The sequence below is a fragment of the Neisseria animaloris genome (assembly GCF_900637855.1).
GTDB lineage: Bacteria > Pseudomonadota > Gammaproteobacteria > Burkholderiales > Neisseriaceae > Neisseria > Neisseria animaloris.
Window position 1 is genome coordinate 383600 of sequence record NZ_LR134440.1, and the last position, 19354, is coordinate 402953.

A 19354-nucleotide genomic window follows, 5' to 3' on the forward strand; every position below is an offset into this window, starting at 1 on the left:
GCGGAATTATAACGCTTTTCAGACGGCCTTGAATGTGTCTCTACACCGCGCGCATCAAGCCGCGCTCCTGCAAAGACGTTACCCGGCGGGCGGTAACGATGAAATGGTCTAAAAGCGTGATGTCCACCAAATCCAGAGCCTGCGCCAACCTGTGCGTGAAAGCAATGTCGGCATCGGAAGGATCGGGCGAACCGCCGGGGTGGTTGTGGGCAATGATGATACTGCTGGCGTATTCGTCGAGCGCGAGTTTCACGATTTCGCGGGTGTAAACGGTGTTTTCGGCCACCGTGCCGCGCGATAATTCGTGCAGGGCAATCAGTTGGTTTTGTTGATTCAGCAACAACGCCAAACTCACCTCTACCCGTTCGTGCGCCAAATGCAGGCGCAGAAAATCGGCAACGTCGCGCGGATTGTTCAACACGGCGGTTTCGCGCAACTCTTCGCCCAATATCCGCCGCCCGATTTCGCGCACCACGGCAAATTGCGTATAGCTCGCCAGCCCCATGCCTTTGTGCGCCGACAATGCTTTCACATCCGCACTCATCAACCGCCCCAAGCTGCCGAACTCGTTGAGCAGATGGCGCGCCAAATCCACCGCGCTCATGCCGCGCGTGCCCACCCGCAGCAACACCGCCAGCAATTCGGCATCGCTCAACGCACCCGCACCGCGCTCCAGCAGCTTTTCGCGCGGGCGTTCGCCTTCCGGCCATTGTTTGATACTCATGTAAGGTTTTCCCGTTTCGTTATGAAATAATCATAGCATTGATAGTTTTAAAAGAGAACGATAAAAAAGAGGCCGTCTGAAATTTCTTTTTCAGACGGCCTCTTTATGAAAGGCTGCTGCCGGATCAAACTTTCAATGCTTCTTGCAGTTCGCCGGCTTCGTACATTTCCATCATGATGTCGGAACCGCCCAAGAATTCGCCGTTAACATACAGTTGGGGAATGGTCGGCCAGTTGCTGTATTCTTTAATGCCTTGGCGCACGGCATCGTTTTCCAAAACGTTTACGGTAACGAAGTCTTCGCAACCGGCAGCCTGCAACAATTGCACGGCACGCGAAGAAAAACCGCATTGCGGAAACTGCTTGGTGCCTTTCATAAACAGCACGACGCGGTGGGTGGTAACAACTTCTTTGATTTGCTCTTGAATGCTCATGTGGGTTCCTGTGAATAAAAAGTTGGGAATATGGTCAATTTTTGCGTTCCAGCACGGCGGCGAAAAAGCCGTCAGTTTGATGCTTGGCCGAATCCAGCCGTAAGTATACGCCTGTATCGAGCGGAATTTTATAGCTACTTAGCAGCGCAGCGCAATCGACGGCGTGCCAATCGGGATGGCTATCTAAAAAACGCTGCACCTGCATTTCGTTTTCTTCGGGCAGAATGCTGCAAGTGGCGTAAACCAAACGGCCTTTTTCATGAACCAGCTTGGCGGCTTCAGCCAAAATGGATGCTTGCTGCTGTTGCAAGGAGGCAAGGGTTTCGGGCGATTGGCGGTATTTCAGATCGGGGTTGCGGCGCAATGTGCCCAAACCGGAGCAGGGCGCATCTACCAGCACACGGTCGGCTTTGCCGTAAAGCCTGCCGATGCGCGGGTCGGTTTCACTGCTGATGCGCTCGGGATGGATGTTGGTCAAGCCGGCACGCACCATGCGCGGTTTAAGATTGGCGAGGCGCTTTTCGGCGATATCGAAAGCATAAATGCGGCCTTTGTTGGCCATCATTGCGCCAACGGCTAAAGTTTTGCCGCCCGCTCCGGCGCAGAAATCTACCACGATTTCACCACGTTTCGCACCGAGCAATAAAGCCAAAAGCTGGCTGCCTTCGTCTTGCACCTCCAGAGTGCCGTCGAGAAAGCGTGGGTGTTTGTTGAGGGCTATTTTTTCTTTGAAGCGGATGCCCCACGGCGAATACGGCGTGGCTTCCGCATCAAGCTGTTCCGACTGCAATTCGGCCAGCACTTTATCGCGCTTGTTTTTTAAGGTGTTGACCCGGACATCCAGCGGCGCGGGTTGGTTGACGCTGCGTCCGAAGGCGAGGATGTCGGCTTCGCCGTAATGTTTTTGCAGCGTGCCGATCAACCAATCGGGCAGTTCGGAAGCGGTATCGAGGCCGTCTGAAAACTCAGTTTTACGGGCTTTTAAATTGCTTAAAAACTCGGTTTCTTCTTCGTCGAGCCAATCTTTAATACTGTTGATACTTACGCTGCGTCCAAGCACTAATGCGGCCAAAGCCGCTTTGCGCGGTTGTGCGTGGGGGCGGCGCAGGGCGGCGGAGATTTTTTGAACATGGCGTAAGGCGGCAAAGGCCGTTTCGGCGATTTCGTGGCGGTCTTGCCGGCCTAATTTTTTATGTTCTCGAAAATAGGCGGAAAGCACGGCATCGGCGGGTTGCTTGAAAGTGAGCATATCGGCCAATACGGTAGCGGTGTGTTCGAGTTGGATCGGGGTCATGGTCGGTTATCTGATACGGTAACGGCGGAGATTATACGCGATAATGTGATGGCGGTATGCAGGGCCGCCGTGCACTTCGGCCGTCTGAAACAATCACAGGGGTGTATTTGTCGCGCCCGTTTGAATGATGTCGGGAATTTTTTCTGAAACAACCACTCTTAATCCTAATTTTCAGCTAATAACGATGATATAACATCATTAAAAATACTTTTAAAAAGGATAAGGGAGATGGATGTATTGCATGAATTAAACAAGTATTTGTTTATGATGATCAATGAGGATGAAGACGCATATTTGCACAGCATTTATTTTGCTATTTTTTCCGCCGAATATCTAATTGTTTGGTTCTTTTTTATTTTATTCATATACTTAGTTACAAAACATAAAAACAATAAACGTGTCTGGTTAAGCATAGTTTTCAGTATTGTTATCGGTGTTGTCATCACTTATCTGATTAGAAAAGGTTGGTATCATCCCCGCCCGTTTTTATTGCAGTTGGGCACGAATTTTCTGCCTCACGATGCTTCGTCGTCGTTTCCGAGCAAGCACCTGACGAGTGTTTTTGCTACCTTAGCCGGCTTACTGGCATTGAAGCAGACACGTGCTCTAGGGTTATTGGTTTTACCGATTGTTTTGACTATTGCATGGTCACGGATTTATTTGGGTGTGCATTGGCCGTTGGATATTTTAGGGGCTTTACTGATTGGAATAGTAGCGGCGGTATTGAGCAAATATATGGTTTACAAGGGCATACATTTGGCAGAATCGAAGTATTGAATTTCAAGAGGCCGTCTGAAAAGTTTTCAGACGGCCTCTTTTTCTATACCTGCATCTACCAATCTCCGCGTTTCAGTTTTTCAATCTGGCGGCGGTCGCGTTTGGTCGGCCTGCCTTCGGGATAAGCGGCTGTGATGCGGCTGGCTTGGTCGAGCAATTTTTGTTCTTCCCGCAGGGCAGCGGTTTTCATATCTTCTTCATACAGCATACGCGCTTCGGGGGCCGGACGGCGTTGGTGGTTGAGGGCAACCACTTTGATTTTGTAGGGCAGGGAATTGAGCGTTAAATCTACAGTGTCGCCGGCGGAAATATTTTTGCTGTTTTTTACTTTGGCACCGTTTACCTGCACTCGTCCGAGCTCAATGTGCTTTTGGGCCAGCGCGCGTGTTTTGAAAAAACGGGCGGCCCATAACCATTTATCAAGGCGCATGGTGTTGTTGTCATTGCTGTTTTTCATATTTAAACCGCGTGATTGAACTGTTTTGCAGTTTAGCATAAGATACAGAGTGCTGCGCATTAGTATGCATGCACTAAAAGTATGGTTAACGAGAAGCAGAGTGGCAGGGCGCGGCTATCGATTCTTGCCGGCATGTGAAAACATGCTGCCAAAACAGCCATCTTCGCGTATGATTACATTCTGATTCTTCTATTTTAATAATAAGAGCTTTACTCATATGAAACCCGTTTTTCTGGATTTTGAACAGCCTATCGCCGAATTAACCAAAAAAATCGACGAGTTGCGTTTTGTACAAGGTGAATCCGCCGTCGATATTGCAGATGAAATCGCCCGCCTGCAAAAGAAAAGCACCGAATTAACCAAGTCGATTTTCAACAAACTCACTCCCGCACAAGTATCGCAAGTATCACGCCACCCCCAGCGGCCTTATACGCTGGATTACATCAACGCCATTTTTACCGATTTTGAAGAACTGCACGGTGACCGCCACTACGCCGACGATCATGCGATTGTGGGCGGTTTGGCGCGTTTCAACGGCAGGAGCGTTGTGGTTATCGGCCATCAGAAAGGCCGCGATACCAAAGAGAAAATTCTCCGCAATTTCGGCATGCCGCGCCCGGAAGGTTATCGTAAAGCCTTACGTTTGATGCGGACTGCCGAAAAATTCCAATTGCCGGTAATGACGTTTATCGATACCCCGGGTGCCTATCCCGGTATCGGAGCGGAGGAACGCGGGCAGTCGGAAGCAATCGGCCGCAACCTTTATGAGCTTACCCGCCTGCACGTGCCGGTATTGTGTACCATCATCGGCGAAGGCGGTTCCGGTGGTGCATTGGCGATTGCCGTGGGCGATTATGTGAACATGCTGCAATATTCCACTTATTCGGTTATTTCTCCCGAAGGCTGTGCTTCTATTTTGTGGAAGACCGCAGAGAAAGCAGCCGATGCCGCCCAAGCATTGGGCATTACCGCCAAGCGTTTGGCCGATTTGAACTTGATTGACCGTGTAATCGAGGAACCTTTGGGCGGCGCGCACCGTGATCATGCCGAAATTGCCAAGCGCGTAAAAGAAGTGTTGGCAGAACAATTGCGGGAAGCGGAAAGCATGCCGATGGCCGATTTGCTGACACGCCGTTTCGACCGAACCATGGCTTATGGTGAGTTTGTCGAGAAGTAACCATATCGCCTTAGCGTGCAGATAATCTGAAAGAGCAGGCATTGTGTCTGCTCTTTGTTTTTTCAGACGGCCTGAACTTTGTATCGGCGGCTATAAAACATCTGTCGTGATCTGCCATGCACCGAATGTTCGTTTTTTCGGTTACATTGTTTGCATCAGCTATATTTCCCGCTTTTTTCGCTACGGCACAAATTCTCGGTTACAATATCAGAGTTTGCCGTTGCCGTTGATTAAGCTATGAAATTCAAAATATTTGCGCCGCTGTTTACCGCTTTTCTGCTGGTTGCCTGTTCAACCTCAAGCAGCTTGCCCGTGCCGCAAGTTCTGCCTGTTTTTCAGGCAGAGGATACGCGTTGGTTCAAGCTGGAGCAGACGGATGCGGACGGCACGGTTATCCAAACCAGTTTGCTGGCCGTGCAGCCTGAAAAAGATATGCTGCGTTTCGTGCAAACCGATGCGTTGGGCGCGCCCGTTTCCCGCCAAACCGTAAGCAAGAGGGGATGGCGCAACGACGGCTTTGTCACTCCGAATAGCAGTTCACGCCGTTTATTTGCCGCCATGCTGCCCCTGCTGGACGGTAATGACAAAATTTATCCGCAACAGCAAACGAAAAAGCAAGGCGGGGCGACGGTTTACTTCGACCGTAACCAAGAGTTGTGGCGCTGTGAAGTTTCAGACGGCCTCATTAAGATTACTTTCCCAGACCGGACGGGCTGGCGTATTACCCCGTTAGAATAATATGAAAGCCAATGTTTACCTCACTACTCCGGCTATTGTCAGCGCATTGGGCAGTGGTTTGCAGCATCATATCGACGCACTTTTAAACCCTGCCGACGAATCACCGTTAACTTTTTCCGATCAGTGGGTTAAGAATAAAAACCGTGCTTTCGGAGTGGTACATGAAACTTTGCGTGCATTTCCCGAATCCTTACCCGATGTTCACCGCGGGCGCGACAATCAATTGCTTTGGCATGCGCTGGAGCAGATTGAAAATGATATTTATGCGGCAATCGAGCGGTTCGGCGCGGAACGTATCGCGGTGGTGATGGGCACTTCCACCAGCGGGGTAGATGAAAACCTGACCATGTTTCAAAGGGTGGCCGAAGGAGGTGCATGGGGGGAAATTCCCTTCAACCAAGAACAGCAAACCCTGTCCGCACCGGCCGATTTGGTTGCGGAAGTATATGGTTTGAAAAATTTTTGCTATGTGGTTTCTACCGCATGCACTTCGGGTGCAAGGGCTTTAATCAGCGCGGCACGTTTGCTGCGTGCCGGTTTGTGCGATGCGGTCGTTTGCGGTGGAGTCGATACGCTGTCGCCTTTGACCATCAACGGTTTTGCTTCGCTGGAAGTGCTTTCAGACGGCCTCGCCAATCCGTTTTCCGCCAACCGCAACGGCATCAATATCGGTGAAGCCGCTGCTGTTTTCATCATGACACGGGAGGCGGATTTCGGTGAAAGCCTGCCTTTGCTCGGCTACGGAGCCAGCAGCGATGCGCATCATATGTCTTCGCCGCGCCCCGACGGTTTGGGAGCCATTCAAGCCTTTCAGACGGCCTTAAACCATGCCCGGATGCCGTCTGAAAACATCGGCTGGATCAACCTTCACGGCACGGGCACGCTACATAACGACAGCATGGAAAGCATTGCCGTGCATCAAGTGTTCGGCAGCCGAACCCCGTGCACTTCTACTAAACCGCAAACCGGCCATACGCTCGGTGCGGCAGGGGCGGTTGAAGCCGCTTTTTTATGGGGCATCGTCAGCCGCCGTTGCAATCCCGAAGGCAAACTGCCTCCGCAACTGTGGGACGGTGTGCACGATACCGGCTTGCCTGCCATCGGTTTAACCGACCGAAACAGCCGTTGGCCGCATGAAAAACGAATCGGTGCAAGCTCATCGTTTGCTTTCGGCGGCAGCAATGCGGTTATCGTTATCGGCGAAGAATAGGCCGTCTGAAATATGCCGCAATTAGATAAAATCAAAGAGGATATTATGCCGGCTCCTTTAGTTTGCCCCATTACCGAAATCGCCCCTTTATTGCCGCACAGCGGGCATATGGTATTGCTGGATACGATTACCGAATACGGCGAAGGTTATCTGCATGCCACCGCCCGAGTGGGAGAAAAACACATTCTGCTGCAAAACGGCACGCTGCCTGCGCTGGCTGGAATGGAAATCATGGCTCAGGGCATCGCCGCCTTGGCCGGTTGCGAAGCACATAATGCGGGCGAACCCGTTCGTTTGGGTTTTTTGCTCGGCACGCGGAAGTTGAATCTCTTTACCGATGAAATTCCGATAGGTACTCGCTTGGCAATTAAAGTAGCCGTATCGACGCAAGACCAAACAGGTTTCGGCGTGTTCGATTGCGAATTACGTTGGACGGATGCTCTCGCCGACAAAAAACACATGCTGCCCGCCGACGGTTTGTTGGTGCAGGCGGCTCTGAATGTATTCAGCCCGAAAGAGGGTAAGGCCGTCTGAAAACCATCAACCAACTTTTCAGACGGCCTGTTGAAATCAATCCGAACCCAATATAGTTAAGTGAAACGCATGAGTGAAACCATTTTAATTACAGGCTCCAATCGAGGTATAGGAAAAGCAGTTGCATTGGGGTTGGCACAAGACGGTTACGATATTGTAGTGCATTGCCGCAGCCGTCGCGAAGAGGCGGAAGAAGTCGCCTCGGAAATTAAAGCCTTAGGCAGAAATTCCCGCGTATTGCAGTTTGATGTGTCCGACCGCGAAACCTGCCGCGAAATCTTAACTGCCGATGTGGAAACTCATGGTGCATATTACGGTGTCGTGCTGAATGCCGGTTTAACCTGCGATAATGCGTTTCCTGCTTTGGAAGACGATGATTGGGACAGGGTATTGCGTACCAATTTAGACGGTTTTTACAATGTCCTCCATCCGCTTTCCATGCCGATGATACGTCGTCGCAAAGCCGGCCGTATTGTTTGCATGGCTTCGGTTTCAGGCTTGGTGGGCAATCGCGGCCAAGTGAATTACAGTGCTTCCAAAGCAGGTTTGATTGGTGCGGCGAAAGCTCTCGCAGTCGAACTGGCCAAGCGCAAAATCACTGTAAACTGCGTTGCTCCCGGCTTGATCGATACTGAAATTCTCGATGAAAACGTGCCGGTAGAAGAAATTCTAAAGGCTGTTCCCGCCCAACGCATGGGAACACCGGAAGAAGTGGCGCATGCGGTGCGGTTTCTGATGGATGAAAAAGCAGCGTATATCACGCGCCAAGTTATTGCGGTAAACGGAGGTTTATGTTGAGACGGGTAGTGGTAACGGGAATCGGCGGCATTACCGCATTCGGTCGCGATTGGAAAAGTATTCAGACGGCCTTCAAGCATGGCGCAAATGCCGTGCAAACCATAGCGGAATGGGCGGAGCAATATCCTGAACTGGAAGCCCGTTTGGGGGCGCCGATTAACGGCTATAACCCGCCGGCACATTGGACGCGCAAGCAACTGCGAAGCATGGGGCGCGTGTCGTATTTATGTGTGGATGCGGCAGAGCAAGCGTTACAGGATGCGGGTTTGTTGGAGGACGAGCGTATTAAAGACGGGCGTATGGGTGTAGCCTGCGGTTCCTCGACCGGCAGTACCAAAGATGTTCGCGATGTCGGCGAATTGTTGATGACCGGTGCTTCCCCGCATTTCAGTGCAAACACCTACGTACGCATGATGCCGCATACGACTGCCGCCAATATCGGTATCTTCTTCGGCCTTACCGGACGGATTATTCCCACTTCAAGCGCTTGCTCTTCGGGCAGCCAAGGTATCGGATATGCCTACGAATCGATTAAATACGGCATGATCGATATGATGCTGGCAGGCGGCGGCGAAGAGTTTTGCCCGTCTGAAGTGTATGTGTTCGATTCGCTGTATGCCGCCAGCCGCCGCAACGCCGAACCGGAAAAAACACCGCGTCCTTACGATACGGAACGCGACGGCTTGGTTATCGGCGAAGGTGCGGGAATTTTTGTGCTGGAAGAATTGGAGCACGCCCGTGCACGCGGAGCAAAAATCTATGCCGAATTAGTGGGTTACGGAGCGAACAGCGACGGCAGCCATGTTACCCAACCACAAAAAGACACGATGCAGCGCTGCATGGAAATGGCTCTGCGTGATGCAGGTATCCGACCGGACAAGGTAGGTTATGTAAATGGTCATGGGACGGCCACCGAAAAAGGCGATATTGCCGAAACACAGGCCACGGAAGCCGTATTCGGCAGCCGTATCCCTATGAGTTCGCAAAAAAGCTATTTCGGCCACACGCTCGGCGCATGCGGTGCACTAGAATCGTGGTTTTCGATCGAGATGATGAACGACGGCTGGTTTGCGCCTACCGTGAATTTGGACAATATCGATCCCCGTTGCGGCAATGTCGATTATATCCGCGGGGAAGGGCGTGAAATTCAAACCGATTATGTGATGAATAATAACTTCGCTTTCGGTGGAGTAAATACTTCGCTGGTATTTAAACGTTGGGCTGGTGAATAACTGTTTTTTCCTCTTATTTGACAAAAGTGAGGCCGTCTGAAAATTGTTTTCAGACGGCCTTATTGTTATGAGTAACGATAAAACTTACAGATGATTGCGAATCATAGAGTGGTCATAAAAATAAAAAGCGGATACCTGTTGTCAGATATCCGCTTTCAGACGGCCTCAGACAGAGGGAAACGTCTACATACTTTAAACCACAGCTTCTTCTTTTTTCTTCTGGGGCTTGGCTAAGTTTTCCCGATCCAGGCCGAACATCAGTAATAACGGGCTGGCAACCAATACGGAAGAATAAACACCGAAAACGATACCGATGGTCAAGGCCAAAGAGAATCCGTGCAAGGCGGCACCGCCAAAAATCAGCATAGAAAGCACCATTGCCTCAGTCGAACCGTGGGTGATCGCAGTACGGCTCATAGTGGCTGTAATAGCATTGTCGATAATTTGCGGTACGGTTTTGTTGCGCATTGCAGGTTTGCGGAAGTTTTCGCGGATACGGTCGAACACCACCACCGATTCGTTAACCGAATAACCTAATACTGCAAGAATACCGGCCAACACGGTTAATGAGAATTCCCATTGGAAAAAGGCGAAAAAGCCGAGAATAATCACAACGTCGTGCATGTTGGCAATGATGGCAGAAACGGCAAAACGCCATTCAAAGCGCATCGACAAATAAATAATAATGCCGACAATAACCATACCCAATGCAATTAAACCGTTGTTTACCAATTCTTCGCCGACTTGCGGGCCGATAAATTCGACCTGACGTAAAGTAACGTCCGGCGCATCTTGTTTCAACAAATCCATTACGGAATTGGAAAGTTGGGAGGAAGGAGCGCCTTCTTTGTTAGGCAAGCGGATCATAATGTGTTTGTTGGTGCCCAACGCCTGCACTTGTATGTCGCCAAGCTTCAGGGCATCGAGTCTCTCACGCACTTTGTTGACATCGGCACCTTGTTGGTATTGCACTTCCATTACCGTACCGCCCGTGAATTCCACCGAGAAATTCAAGCCTTTGGTAACCAGAAAAAATATGGCCAATACAAACGTAACCAGCGAAATAAGCGTGGTGAGCTTGCCGTAGCTCATAAACGGGATATCGCGTTTGATTTTAAATAATTCCATGTTGATTACTCCTTAACGGCTGTTTCGGTTGGTTGTTTCCATACCGAGCCGATAGAAATCTTTTGCAGTTTGCGGCGGCGGCCATACCAAAGATTTACCAATGAACGCGATACCACTACAGATGAGAACATCGAAGTGAGAATACCCAAACAATGCACTACGGCAAAACCGCGCACAGGGCCGGAACCGAAAATCAATAAGGCGATACCGGCAATCAGCGACGTGATATTGGAGTCGACAATAGTGTCCCATGCATGTTGGTATCCCAGATTAATGGCGGCATGCGGTGAAGCCCCTGCCCGCAATTCTTCACGGATACGTTCGTTAATCAACACGTTGGAGTCAATCGCCATACCCAATGTCAGCGCAAGTGCCGCAATACCGGGAAGCGTAAGCGTGGCTTGCAGGGCTGATAAAATGGCAATCAAAAACAGGATATTGGTTGATAACGCAACTACGGAAAACAGACCGAATACACGGTAATAAAGAACCATAAAAATGGCCACGGCTGCAAAACCCCACAATGTGGAATTAAAACCTTTTTCGATATTTTCCTTACCTAAAGACGGGCCGATGGTGCGTTCTTCCATGATTTCCATCGGGGCGGCCAGCGAACCGGCACGCAGCAACAATGAAACATCGTTGGCCTCGGCAGTACTCATGCTGCCTGAAATCTGTACGCGGCCGCCGGTAATGGCAGAACGGATAACGGGAGCGGTTACCACTTCGGCCTTGCCTTGGTCAATCAATACCATAGCCATGCGTTTGCCGACATTTTGTGCTGTTAGATCGGCAAAAATGTTACCACCTGCACTGTCGAGGTTGATATTGACTGCAGGTGCGCCTTTATCATCAAAACCGGGTTGGGCATCGTTGATGTTATCGCCAGTCAACTCAACTTGTCTGTTAACCAAAGTAGGTTGCGGGTGTTCGCCGGCGGTGTAGAGAAGCTCGTAACCTTCAGGCACATTGCCCGATAAGGCTGCCTGAATTTGTGCGGCATCATCGGATACCATACGCACCTCCAAAGTGGCGGTACGACCGATAATGTCTTTTGCTTTGGCGGTATCTTGAACACCGGGCAGTTGAACCACAATGCGGTCGGCACCGGCTTGCTGGATAACCGGTTCGGCAACGCCTAATTCATTCACACGGTTGTGCAATGTGGCAATATTTTGCTTAACGGCATCGGTACGCACTTTATCCAGCACACTTTGCGACAAGGTTAATACCAGATTTTTACCGGAAGGCGTTAACGTTGCCTCCGGAAAGAATTTGCTTAATTCCGGTAATGCCTTCTGTAAATCGGCGACATCTTGAAAAGGAATGGTTAAGCTGTTTTCTGTTTGGCGAATGGTGCCGATACGGATTTTTTTGCGGCGCAATTCACGGCGGATGTCGCCGGAATAGCGCTCAAACGTTTTCTGCATTGCGGCTTTCATATCCACCTGCATGGTGAAATGTACGCCGCCGCGTAAGTCTAAGCCCAAAAACATGGGGTTGGCTTTGATTTTTGCCATCCATTCCGGGCTGTCGGCCAAAAGGTTAAGTGCAGTAATGTAGCCGTCGCCCAAGGTGTTTTCGATAACATCACGAGCCTTAAGTTGGGTTTCGGTATCTTTGAAACGCACTCTCAAGGAGTTGTCGGTGATAAACATCCCGTCGGTTTGGATATTGGCCGTCTGAAGAGCTGCCGCAACACGGTTTTCGGTTTGTTCGTTAATGATAATAGATTGACGGTTGGTGGATACCTGTACGGCCGGTGTTTCGCCAAAGAGATTGGGCAGTGTGTAAATAATGCCCAAAATAATGGTAAAAGCGACTAACAGGTATTTCCAAAGCGGATAGCGGTTCATATTAAACCTTCAATTAGCAATGCAAACAGCCGCAGCACGAATGCGGCGGCTTTCGGAAAATAAATGATTATGCGACTTTGCTGGCAACAGCGTTGCGTTCAACTTCAACTTCAACACCTCGAGCGATTTCTACGGTAAAAAATTGTTCTCCAACTTTTTTCACCGTGCCTTTGAAACCGGAAGCCAAGAGCACTTTATCGCCGACTTTTAATTCGGTCAGCATGGCTTGATGGGCTTTAAATTTCTTTTGCTGCGGACGCATAATCAGGAAATAGAACACTATGAGTATCAGGACCAAAGGCGCAAATTGCATCAGAATATTCGGTTGGGCGGCTGCATCGGCGGCGTAAGCGAAATCAATCATGTTTTGTCCATTCTTTAATTATTTGAATAATGAAGGGCAGCAAACCGTTTGGATTGCCGTCGAAAGTAAGCTATTCTAAAGGGCGGGGAAGATTTTTCCAAGAATTTTCCGTATTTATTAATTATTATTTGTCAGAAGGCCGTCTGAAAACACGGGCGGTATTGCGCGATTTAAACGTCATGAAAAATATTATTCGCCGAATGCGTTCATGGCTTCGGTATCTTGCCGGAAAAGAAGCTAGAACAGCATGGATAAGCCATCCGTTATTTTTGAGACATGAACCCGGAGTGCATCATCCCGAGGCCCCTGAACGCATCCGTGCTATTGAGACGGAATTAAGAAAACAGGGTATATGGAACAGGTTGCAAAAGGTGGAAGCCGGAGAAGTAACCGACAAGCAACTTGCTTTGGTACACCCTCGTAAATATTTGCGTTTTTTGGAGTCTATGCAGCCGCAGAAAGGCAAAATTTACCGTATCGACGATGATACGGTGATGAGTCATGAATCTTTAACCGCCGCACGTTATGCAGCAGGAGCTGTCGTAAATGCTGTGGATATGGTAATGAATAAGAGGGCATATCATGCGTTTTGCGCGGTACGCCCTCCTGGGCACCATGCCCAAAGCGGCAAAGCAGGAGGATTCTGCCTGATTAATAATATAGCTGTGGGGGTAATGCATGCCATTGCACAATACCGCATACAAAAAATAGCAGTGATCGATTTCGACGTACATCACGGAGACGGAACAACGGAAATTTTTAAAGATGATCCGCGGGTATTACTTTTAAATAGTTTTGAGAACGATTTGTTTCCTTTCCCTTCACCTGAAAAATTTGAGAAGAATCCCCATATCGTCAACATTGCTTTTCCGCCTGATACCGGCAGCTATGATTTCAGAAAGGAAATACGCGAAAAATGGTTGCCGAAATTGGCAGCATTTAAACCCGAATTATTATTTTTATCGGCAGGGTTTGATGCACACAAATCGGATGAGACAAGCCGTCTGAATCTTCATGAGGCGGATTATGCTTGGCTGTCGCACAAAATCATTCAGACAGCCTCTATGTGCAAAGGCCGTATTGTTTCTGTACTTGAAGGAGGATACGCTTTGGAAAGCCTTTCAAAATCTGTGGCGGCACACGTATATGTGCTTGCAGGTATGGGCAAACCCGATTGTGCAGTGCAATATGATAAATTGCTGAACAAGCAGGTAACGGATAACGCTTAGAACAAATCGGTTAAAAGCCTTGCATTACTTTAATGAATTGTGTTGATGTTCGGTTTGAACTGGGAAAACTTGGCCAAGTCGTAGAAGAAAAAAGAAGAGGCTGTGGTTTAAAGTATATAGTTTGAGGCCGTCTGAAAACGATTTTTCAGACGGCCTCAAACCCATCACGGTACGGGATTTTTTAGTTAGAGGATATAAGCATTATTATCATGTTGCCAAGAGTCATCTTCCGGAATATTCGAGGAATTCTTATAAACCGGAATAGCGGCATGGTCTGTGAAAGCAGTTTTATTCTGCATACCTAAAATGCCGGATAAATCCACAACGGCGGGTGACATCAGCTTAGAAAGAACTAAATTAGCACTATTTTCTTCTGCTTCACCGTTTCCATCATCTGCTTGCAGCAAGCTGATTTTCTTGGCCGGAGAAGGAACCACTGCTGAAGCAGATGTTTCTCCCACAATACTGTCGCCACCGATTCCCAATTCCAGTTTTTTGTCGCTGTGATTTACCTCAAAAATAGGCTTACCGTTATGTTTATTATCATGGGCATGCACATCCGCACCACGATATTCTATCCAACCGCGGTAAATTCCGTTGGTACGGTCGGTAATCAGCTCGTTGTCGGTTACGTTTAATTCAGGCACACCGTAGGTGCTGCGCCCGTGAATACTGACAATTGCCTGATTCATATTACCGTGCAGCTCAAAAGTATTGTTATGGATTTCATAACTTTCGGCATTGCCGATCATTTGTATGCCTTCAATACTGCCGTTAGAGTTTTCCCTTACTTTAATATAGTTATTTTCTACGCTTACTTTGCCACGCAGATAGCCGTCGGTATGGTGTTCGTTAATAAAGATCGGCATGGTTTTAGAGGCTATTGTTCCAATATCCGCATGGTTGTCGGATATTTCAATGGTGCCTGAACCCGGGCCATTGGTTTTAGTAAGCTGGTTTTTGGTGTTATTGATGACGGCAATCAAATATTTTGTGGAATCTCCTTCGATTTTGTTACCGGAAATTTTAAGCGTGTAATCCATCTTCGGTTCATGGTTACGGAATTCGATACCATATGTTTGGATGGCGTCTTTATATACGCTGAGATTCTTGATGGTATTTCCGCTGACTTCAAAATAACCGTAATCCTTGCTATGCAAATCTTTATACTGAGTGTTGGTTTGCAATTGGATACCTGAGTAGCCATGATAGTTAGGGCGAAGGTTATCATCGGTTTCTAAACGGAAATTAGGATCTTGGATAATGGTGTTGCCGGTAATCTTGACATTGTCCATACTGAACTGGCGGTTATATACGCCGATTCCGTAAAGACGGTCGCCGATTGCAGTATTGTTTTCGATAACGATGTTATTGCCATCATGTACATCGAAGCCTTTGCGGTAGTTGTGATCAGTGGTATTGTTCCTAAAGGTAACGTCATAGTTGTAGCTTCCTGCCATAGCGGTAATGCCATAGCCGGTGCCGCCGTCTTTTTCATGGCCGTTCCACGCAAAAAGATTACCTTCCGCAACAAAGTTCTTTTGATAAGCAACCAATGCTCCGGCCGTACGGTTGTGATGTAAATGGCTGTCTACAAGGCGGTTGTTTTCGCCCAAGGGCAAGGTTTCATAGTCCTCTTGAATTTCCCCGCTGATAATTCGGGCTTTGTAAGTTTTACCGCTGCCGTTAGGATCTTTCACCAATGCTTCGGTAGACGTGAAAACCACTCCGGCACGGTTGGCACCGGAAACCTCCACTTTGCTGATTAAAGTATTATCGGCATCATTAACCAAAATACCGCTGACTTTGCCGAAATAGCTTTCTCCAGGACGGTAGAAATCATTAATATTGGTATATTTCACAGACAAATCCGCAATGGTTTTGCCATTTTGCCCGTCAACCAAAATACCTGCATAGGCACGGATATCGTCCTGGTTAGTGTTGGAGTTGAAAACACCTGTTTGCTGTTTGTCGAAAGAAACGGTTGTGGCACCCATGCCGTCACCGAATAAACCGGTAACGTTTTTATTATGGGTGTTCAATACGATTTGGTCGGAGATTTTCAGGTCTCCTTTTAAATATACGGCGGCATTTTCATGGTGTGCGGCAGCAAGAGCGGCTTTAATTGCAGCCAAGCTGTCTGTTTTGCCGGTAATATCCGTACCGAATTCATGAGCATCAATATATTTACCGTAAACCTGATGATGGTAAATATAATATTCCCCCGATGCACTGAGTTGGCCTGTGCCTGCATCGGTTGGCTGAGTTGGGGTTGAAGGCTCCGCAGTATCATTTTCAGAATTCAAACTGGTATCAGTAATTGCGAGATCTTTTTTTTCATTATGTTCGCCCGGTAACAAATTTGATGTTTCAGACGGCCTCAACTCAGGATTATTCCCATGATTGATATTTTGGTCGGCAGAATCATTTGAAGCGTTTGCAATGTGAATAGCATCGGCAATTTCAGATGCCAGCTTATTCTCGTCGGCAATGATTGGCTTGGGAGAATCTTCGGCTTCCGGTGCGATATTTTTTTCAACATCAGAACCAATCTTTACAGGGGCAATATCGATATTTGTATTAAGCTCGATAGGCTGTATAGGGGTTGTTTCTGTTTTTGTTTCAAAATCCTTCGTATCTGTAGGAGTAGGGGATACTTCAGTCTGTGATGCAGAAGAAACAGCAGGGGCAATATGCCCACTTGTTTGTGAAAAAGAAGGTTGGGATGCATTATCAATTTTCGCAGGAGATGCCACAGACGGAGCATCATTATTTCCACCGCCTGAGCCACCACCACCTGCGGCCAAAGCACCAAGCAAACCCGCACCTGCTATTCCCCCTAACGCCGCCAATAATTTGCTGCCGCCAATGATGCTTTCGGCAGCATTTTTATTGATGGTAATTTGTTCTGCCAGCAAATAATCGGAAGATGCTTGGATAGGGTAGGTTGCAAGCTCACCATTGTTTTGCATGCCTAATACAGGGGCAGGGGAATGGTTTGCTGTTTGTGAATAATAGCCTTCAATAATTAAATCGGGACGTTCGGATTTTGTATCCTCGAAGCTGATATATAAATCCGTACCTACCTGTTTGTGTACCAATTTAGCGGGAGCCAAACCACTTTCCGCATCCGTCAACTGATAAAAAACATTTTCGGCATCTACCGCTTGTATTTTGAGAGGGAGTTTTGAATCCGTACGTAAACTATAACGATCAAGGCGTACAGGTGTAGAGATGTTGCCATTAACAACCTTGTTAATGGCTATGGCGATTTGTTTTGACATTTTGTTAATTTCCGTAATGTTTATTTTCCGACTTGCAATCGGTATTTATTTTATCTAGGTATTTTATACAGCTTTTTTATTGAAACATAGGTGAAAAATCAATAAGGCTGCTTAAATTTACTCTAGGCTAATTATGTTAGGTTTTGTAAAAATAACATAAAAAATATTTTTATGAAACTGTTATTTTATTTATTTGTTATGAAAATTGAGCCATGACAAATTAATGGTTAAAAGTGTGTTGTCAAATAGATTTTTAACGGCTTAATTTTCGGAGCAAAATTAATACCTGTTGACCGGTATCAAACCGAATAAAATAAAAATTTATTTATAAATCAATATGGTTAAATTTATAATTAGAAAAAAGAAAAAAAGTATTGTGAGGATGTTTAAAATTTGAAATAAAGTGTTGTTTTTAGTACAATCGCGCATCTTTTCATCAGGCAGCTTGTTGATTACGGCTGCCTGTTCATCATTTTTTCAAAGGCAAAGCATGTCTAATATTCCGGAACAGGTACGCCGCCGCCGTACCTTTGCCATTATTTCCCACCCTGATGCGGGTAAAACCACCTTAACCGAAAAACTGTTGCTGTTTTCAGGTGCGATTCAAAGCGCCGGCACGGTAAAAGGCAAAAAAACCGGCAAATTCGCTACTTCCGACTGGATGGAAATCGAGAAGCAGCGCGGCATTTCCGTTGCTTCTTCTGTGATGCAGTTCGAGTATAAAGACCATACCGTCAACCTGCTCGATACCCCCGGCCACCAAGACTTTTCGGAAGATACCTACCGTGTGCTTACCGCCGTCGACAGCGCGTTGATGGTAATTGATGCGGCCAAAGGGGTAGAAGCGCAAACCATCAAGCTGTTGAATGTCTGCCGTTTGCGCAATACACCGATTGTTACCTTTATGAACAAATACGACCGAGAAGTACGCGATTCTCTGGAGTTGTTGGACGAAGTTGAAAACATTCTTAAAATCCGTTGCGCTCCGGTTACTTGGCCGATCGGCATGGGTAAGAACTTTAAAGGCGTGTATCACATTTTGAATGACGAAGTGTATTTGTTTGATGCCGGCGGTGAGAAACTGCCGCATGAATTTGAAGTGATTGAAGGCATTAACAATCCGCGCTTAGATGAGCTGTTTCCATTGGAAATGGACAATCTGCGCGCCGAAATCGAGTTGGTTCAGGCGGCCTCCAATGAGTTTGTATTGGAAGAATTCTTGGCAGGCGAATTAACGCCGGTGTTTTTCGGTTCGGCCATTAACAATTTCGGCGTGCAAGAAATTTTAAATTCGCTGATTGATTGGGCTCCTTCACCGAAAAGCCGTGATGCAACTGTGCGTACGATTGAGCCGTTTGAAGAAAAATTTTCAGGATTTGTGTTTAAAATTCAAGCAAATATGGATCCGAAACACCGCGACCGCATTGCCTTCCTGCGCGTGTGCTCAGGCAAATTCGAGCGCGGCATGAAAATGAAACACTTGCGCATCAACCGCGATATTGCCGCATCCAGCGTAGTAACGTTTATGTCGCACGACCGCGAATTGGTTGAAGAAGCGTATGCTGGCGATATTATCGGTATTCCCAATCACGGTAATATCCAAATTGGCGACAGCTTTTCCGAAGGGGAGCAACTGGCCTTTACTGGCATTCCATTCTTTGCGCCCGAATTGTTCCGCAGTGTGCGCATTAAAAACCCGCTGAAAATGAAACAACTGCAAAAAGGCTTGCAACAACTCGGCGAAGAAGGTGCCGTTCAGGTCTTCAAACCTCATAGCGGTGCGGATTTGATTCTCGGTGCGGTGGGTGTATTGCAGTTTGAAGTGGTTACTTCGCGGTTGGCGGCGGAATACGGCGTTGAAGCGGTATTTGAAACGGCCTCAATTTGGTCGGCCCGCTGGGTGTCATGTAATGACAAGAAAAAACTGGCTGAATTTGAAAAAGCCAATGCGGCAAACTTATCCATTGATGCCGGCGGCAATTTGGCTTATTTGGCACCAAACCGTGTCAACTTGAATCTGACTCAAGAACGTTGGCCAGATATTGTTTTCCATGAAACACGGGAACATTCCGTTAATCTAAATGCTTAAGTTTATATTAATCAAAAATAAAGGCCGTCT

General features: G+C 47.7%; 17 protein-coding genes. 9 read left to right on the plus strand and 8 right to left on the minus strand.

Annotated elements, in window-relative coordinates; genetic code table 11:
* Window positions 1-40: 40 nt before the first annotated feature.
* The 3 genes from radC to EL216_RS01805 all read right to left on the minus strand — a co-directional run bounded on the left by radC (window position 41) and on the right by EL216_RS01805 (window position 2451).
* Window positions 41-724: a RadC family protein gene (gene radC, locus EL216_RS01795; RefSeq protein WP_085389774.1), complete on the minus strand. Its 684-nt coding sequence runs from the start codon at window positions 722-724 to the stop codon at window positions 41-43.
* A 124-nt stretch (window positions 725-848) separates the two neighbouring features.
* Entirely contained in the window at window positions 849-1157 is a 309-nt protein-coding gene (gene grxD / locus EL216_RS01800) for a Grx4 family monothiol glutaredoxin (RefSeq protein WP_085389775.1), read from the minus strand.
* Window positions 1158-1191: 34 nt separating this feature from the next.
* On the minus strand, window positions 1192-2451 hold the full coding sequence (locus EL216_RS01805) for an RsmB/NOP family class I SAM-dependent RNA methyltransferase (protein ID WP_085389776.1): 1260 nt from the start codon (window positions 2449-2451) through the stop codon (window positions 1192-1194).
* Between the two features lie 228 nt (window positions 2452-2679).
* On the opposite strand from EL216_RS01805, the gene EL216_RS01810 reads away from it, so the two are divergent.
* Window positions 2680-3228: an undecaprenyl-diphosphatase gene (locus tag EL216_RS01810; RefSeq protein WP_085389777.1), complete on the plus strand. Its 549-nt coding sequence runs from the start codon at window positions 2680-2682 to the stop codon at window positions 3226-3228.
* 55 nt (window positions 3229-3283) lie between these two features.
* Here EL216_RS01810 and EL216_RS01815 read toward each other — a convergent pair whose 3' ends face one another.
* The gene (locus EL216_RS01815) at window positions 3284-3685 is read right to left on the minus strand and encodes an RNA-binding S4 domain-containing protein (protein WP_085389778.1); all 402 of its coding nucleotides are present in this window, start codon (window positions 3683-3685) and stop codon (window positions 3284-3286) included.
* Window positions 3686-3902: 217 nt separating this feature from the next.
* Here EL216_RS01815 and EL216_RS01820 point away from each other — a divergent pair, with 217 nt between their 5' ends.
* The 6 genes from EL216_RS01820 (at window position 3903) to EL216_RS01845 (ending at window position 9374) form a co-directional block, all read left to right on the plus strand.
* Entirely contained in the window at window positions 3903-4862 is a 960-nt protein-coding gene (locus EL216_RS01820; RefSeq protein ID WP_085389779.1) for an acetyl-CoA carboxylase carboxyltransferase subunit alpha, read from the plus strand.
* A gap of 237 nt (window positions 4863-5099) precedes the next feature.
* Window positions 5100-5600, plus strand: coding sequence for a hypothetical protein (locus EL216_RS01825; protein WP_085389780.1), 501 nt, complete (start codon window positions 5100-5102; stop codon window positions 5598-5600).
* Between the two features lies 1 nt (window position 5601).
* Window positions 5602-6810, plus strand: coding sequence for a beta-ketoacyl-ACP synthase (locus EL216_RS01830; RefSeq protein ID WP_085389781.1), 1209 nt, complete (start codon window positions 5602-5604; stop codon window positions 6808-6810).
* Window positions 6811-6855: 45 nt separating this feature from the next.
* Window positions 6856-7344 (plus strand): ApeP family dehydratase, encoded by a 489-nt coding sequence (locus EL216_RS01835; protein ID WP_085389923.1) that lies wholly within the window; start codon window positions 6856-6858, stop codon window positions 7342-7344.
* A 69-nt stretch (window positions 7345-7413) separates the two neighbouring features.
* Window positions 7414-8142: a 3-oxoacyl-ACP reductase FabG gene (gene fabG / locus EL216_RS01840; protein WP_085389924.1), complete on the plus strand. Its 729-nt coding sequence runs from the start codon at window positions 7414-7416 to the stop codon at window positions 8140-8142.
* Window positions 8136-9374, plus strand: coding sequence for a beta-ketoacyl-ACP synthase (locus EL216_RS01845; RefSeq protein WP_085389782.1), 1239 nt, complete (start codon window positions 8136-8138; stop codon window positions 9372-9374). Before fabG ends, EL216_RS01845 begins: the two co-directional genes overlap by 7 nt.
* A gap of 192 nt (window positions 9375-9566) precedes the next feature.
* On the opposite strand, the gene secF is transcribed toward EL216_RS01845, so the two are convergent.
* From secF to yajC, 3 genes are all read right to left on the minus strand, one after another.
* The gene (secF, locus tag EL216_RS01850) at window positions 9567-10502 is read right to left on the minus strand and encodes a protein translocase subunit SecF (RefSeq protein ID WP_085389783.1); all 936 of its coding nucleotides are present in this window, start codon (window positions 10500-10502) and stop codon (window positions 9567-9569) included.
* 5 nt (window positions 10503-10507) lie between these two features.
* Window positions 10508-12358, minus strand: a complete 1851-nt coding sequence (gene secD, locus EL216_RS01855; protein ID WP_085389784.1) for a protein translocase subunit SecD — start codon at window positions 12356-12358, stop codon at window positions 10508-10510.
* A 67-nt stretch (window positions 12359-12425) separates the two neighbouring features.
* The gene (gene yajC / locus EL216_RS01860; RefSeq protein ID WP_085389785.1) at window positions 12426-12722 is read right to left on the minus strand and encodes a preprotein translocase subunit YajC; all 297 of its coding nucleotides are present in this window, start codon (window positions 12720-12722) and stop codon (window positions 12426-12428) included.
* Between the two features lie 179 nt (window positions 12723-12901).
* On the opposite strand from yajC, the gene EL216_RS01865 reads away from it, so the two are divergent.
* A complete protein-coding gene (locus EL216_RS01865) occupies window positions 12902-13951 on the plus strand; it encodes a histone deacetylase family protein (protein WP_085389925.1) in 1050 nt (349 codons plus the stop codon).
* 185 nt (window positions 13952-14136) lie between these two features.
* On the opposite strand, the gene EL216_RS01870 is transcribed toward EL216_RS01865, so the two are convergent.
* Window positions 14137-17235, minus strand: coding sequence for a right-handed parallel beta-helix repeat-containing protein (locus tag EL216_RS01870; protein WP_232005256.1), 3099 nt, complete (start codon window positions 17233-17235; stop codon window positions 14137-14139).
* 490 nt (window positions 17236-17725) lie between these two features.
* Between EL216_RS01870 and EL216_RS01875 the strand changes: the two genes are divergently transcribed.
* Complete coding sequence (locus EL216_RS01875) at window positions 17726-19324, plus strand: peptide chain release factor 3 (RefSeq protein WP_085389786.1); 1599 nt, start codon at window positions 17726-17728, stop codon at window positions 19322-19324.
* Window positions 19325-19354 lie beyond the last annotated feature (30 nt).

Coding starts and splice junctions, on each gene's coding strand:
- radC (WP_085389774.1), bottom strand. CDS start 724: ATGAGTATCAAACAATGGCCGGAAGGCGAACGCCCGCGCGAAAAGCTG.
- grxD (WP_085389775.1), bottom strand. CDS start 1,157: ATGAGCATTCAAGAGCAAATCAAAGAAGTTGTTACCACCCACCGCGTC.
- EL216_RS01805 (WP_085389776.1), bottom strand. CDS start 2,451: ATGACCCCGATCCAACTCGAACACACCGCTACCGTATTGGCCGATATG.
- EL216_RS01810 (WP_085389777.1), top strand. CDS start 2,680: ATGGATGTATTGCATGAATTAAACAAGTATTTGTTTATGATGATCAAT.
- EL216_RS01815 (WP_085389778.1), bottom strand. CDS start 3,685: ATGAAAAACAGCAATGACAACAACACCATGCGCCTTGATAAATGGTTA.
- EL216_RS01820 (WP_085389779.1), top strand. CDS start 3,903: ATGAAACCCGTTTTTCTGGATTTTGAACAGCCTATCGCCGAATTAACC.
- EL216_RS01825 (WP_085389780.1), top strand. CDS start 5,100: ATGAAATTCAAAATATTTGCGCCGCTGTTTACCGCTTTTCTGCTGGTT.
- EL216_RS01830 (WP_085389781.1), top strand. CDS start 5,602: ATGAAAGCCAATGTTTACCTCACTACTCCGGCTATTGTCAGCGCATTG.
- EL216_RS01835 (WP_085389923.1), top strand. CDS start 6,856: ATGCCGGCTCCTTTAGTTTGCCCCATTACCGAAATCGCCCCTTTATTG.
- fabG (WP_085389924.1), top strand. CDS start 7,414: ATGAGTGAAACCATTTTAATTACAGGCTCCAATCGAGGTATAGGAAAA.
- EL216_RS01845 (WP_085389782.1), top strand. CDS start 8,136: ATGTTGAGACGGGTAGTGGTAACGGGAATCGGCGGCATTACCGCATTC.
- secF (WP_085389783.1), bottom strand. CDS start 10,502: ATGGAATTATTTAAAATCAAACGCGATATCCCGTTTATGAGCTACGGC.
- secD (WP_085389784.1), bottom strand. CDS start 12,358: ATGAACCGCTATCCGCTTTGGAAATACCTGTTAGTCGCTTTTACCATT.
- yajC (WP_085389785.1), bottom strand. CDS start 12,722: ATGATTGATTTCGCTTACGCCGCCGATGCAGCCGCCCAACCGAATATT.
- EL216_RS01865 (WP_085389925.1), top strand. CDS start 12,902: ATGAAAAATATTATTCGCCGAATGCGTTCATGGCTTCGGTATCTTGCC.
- EL216_RS01870 (WP_232005256.1), bottom strand. CDS start 17,235: ATGTCAAAACAAATCGCCATAGCCATTAACAAGGTTGTTAATGGCAAC.
- EL216_RS01875 (WP_085389786.1), top strand. CDS start 17,726: ATGTCTAATATTCCGGAACAGGTACGCCGCCGCCGTACCTTTGCCATT.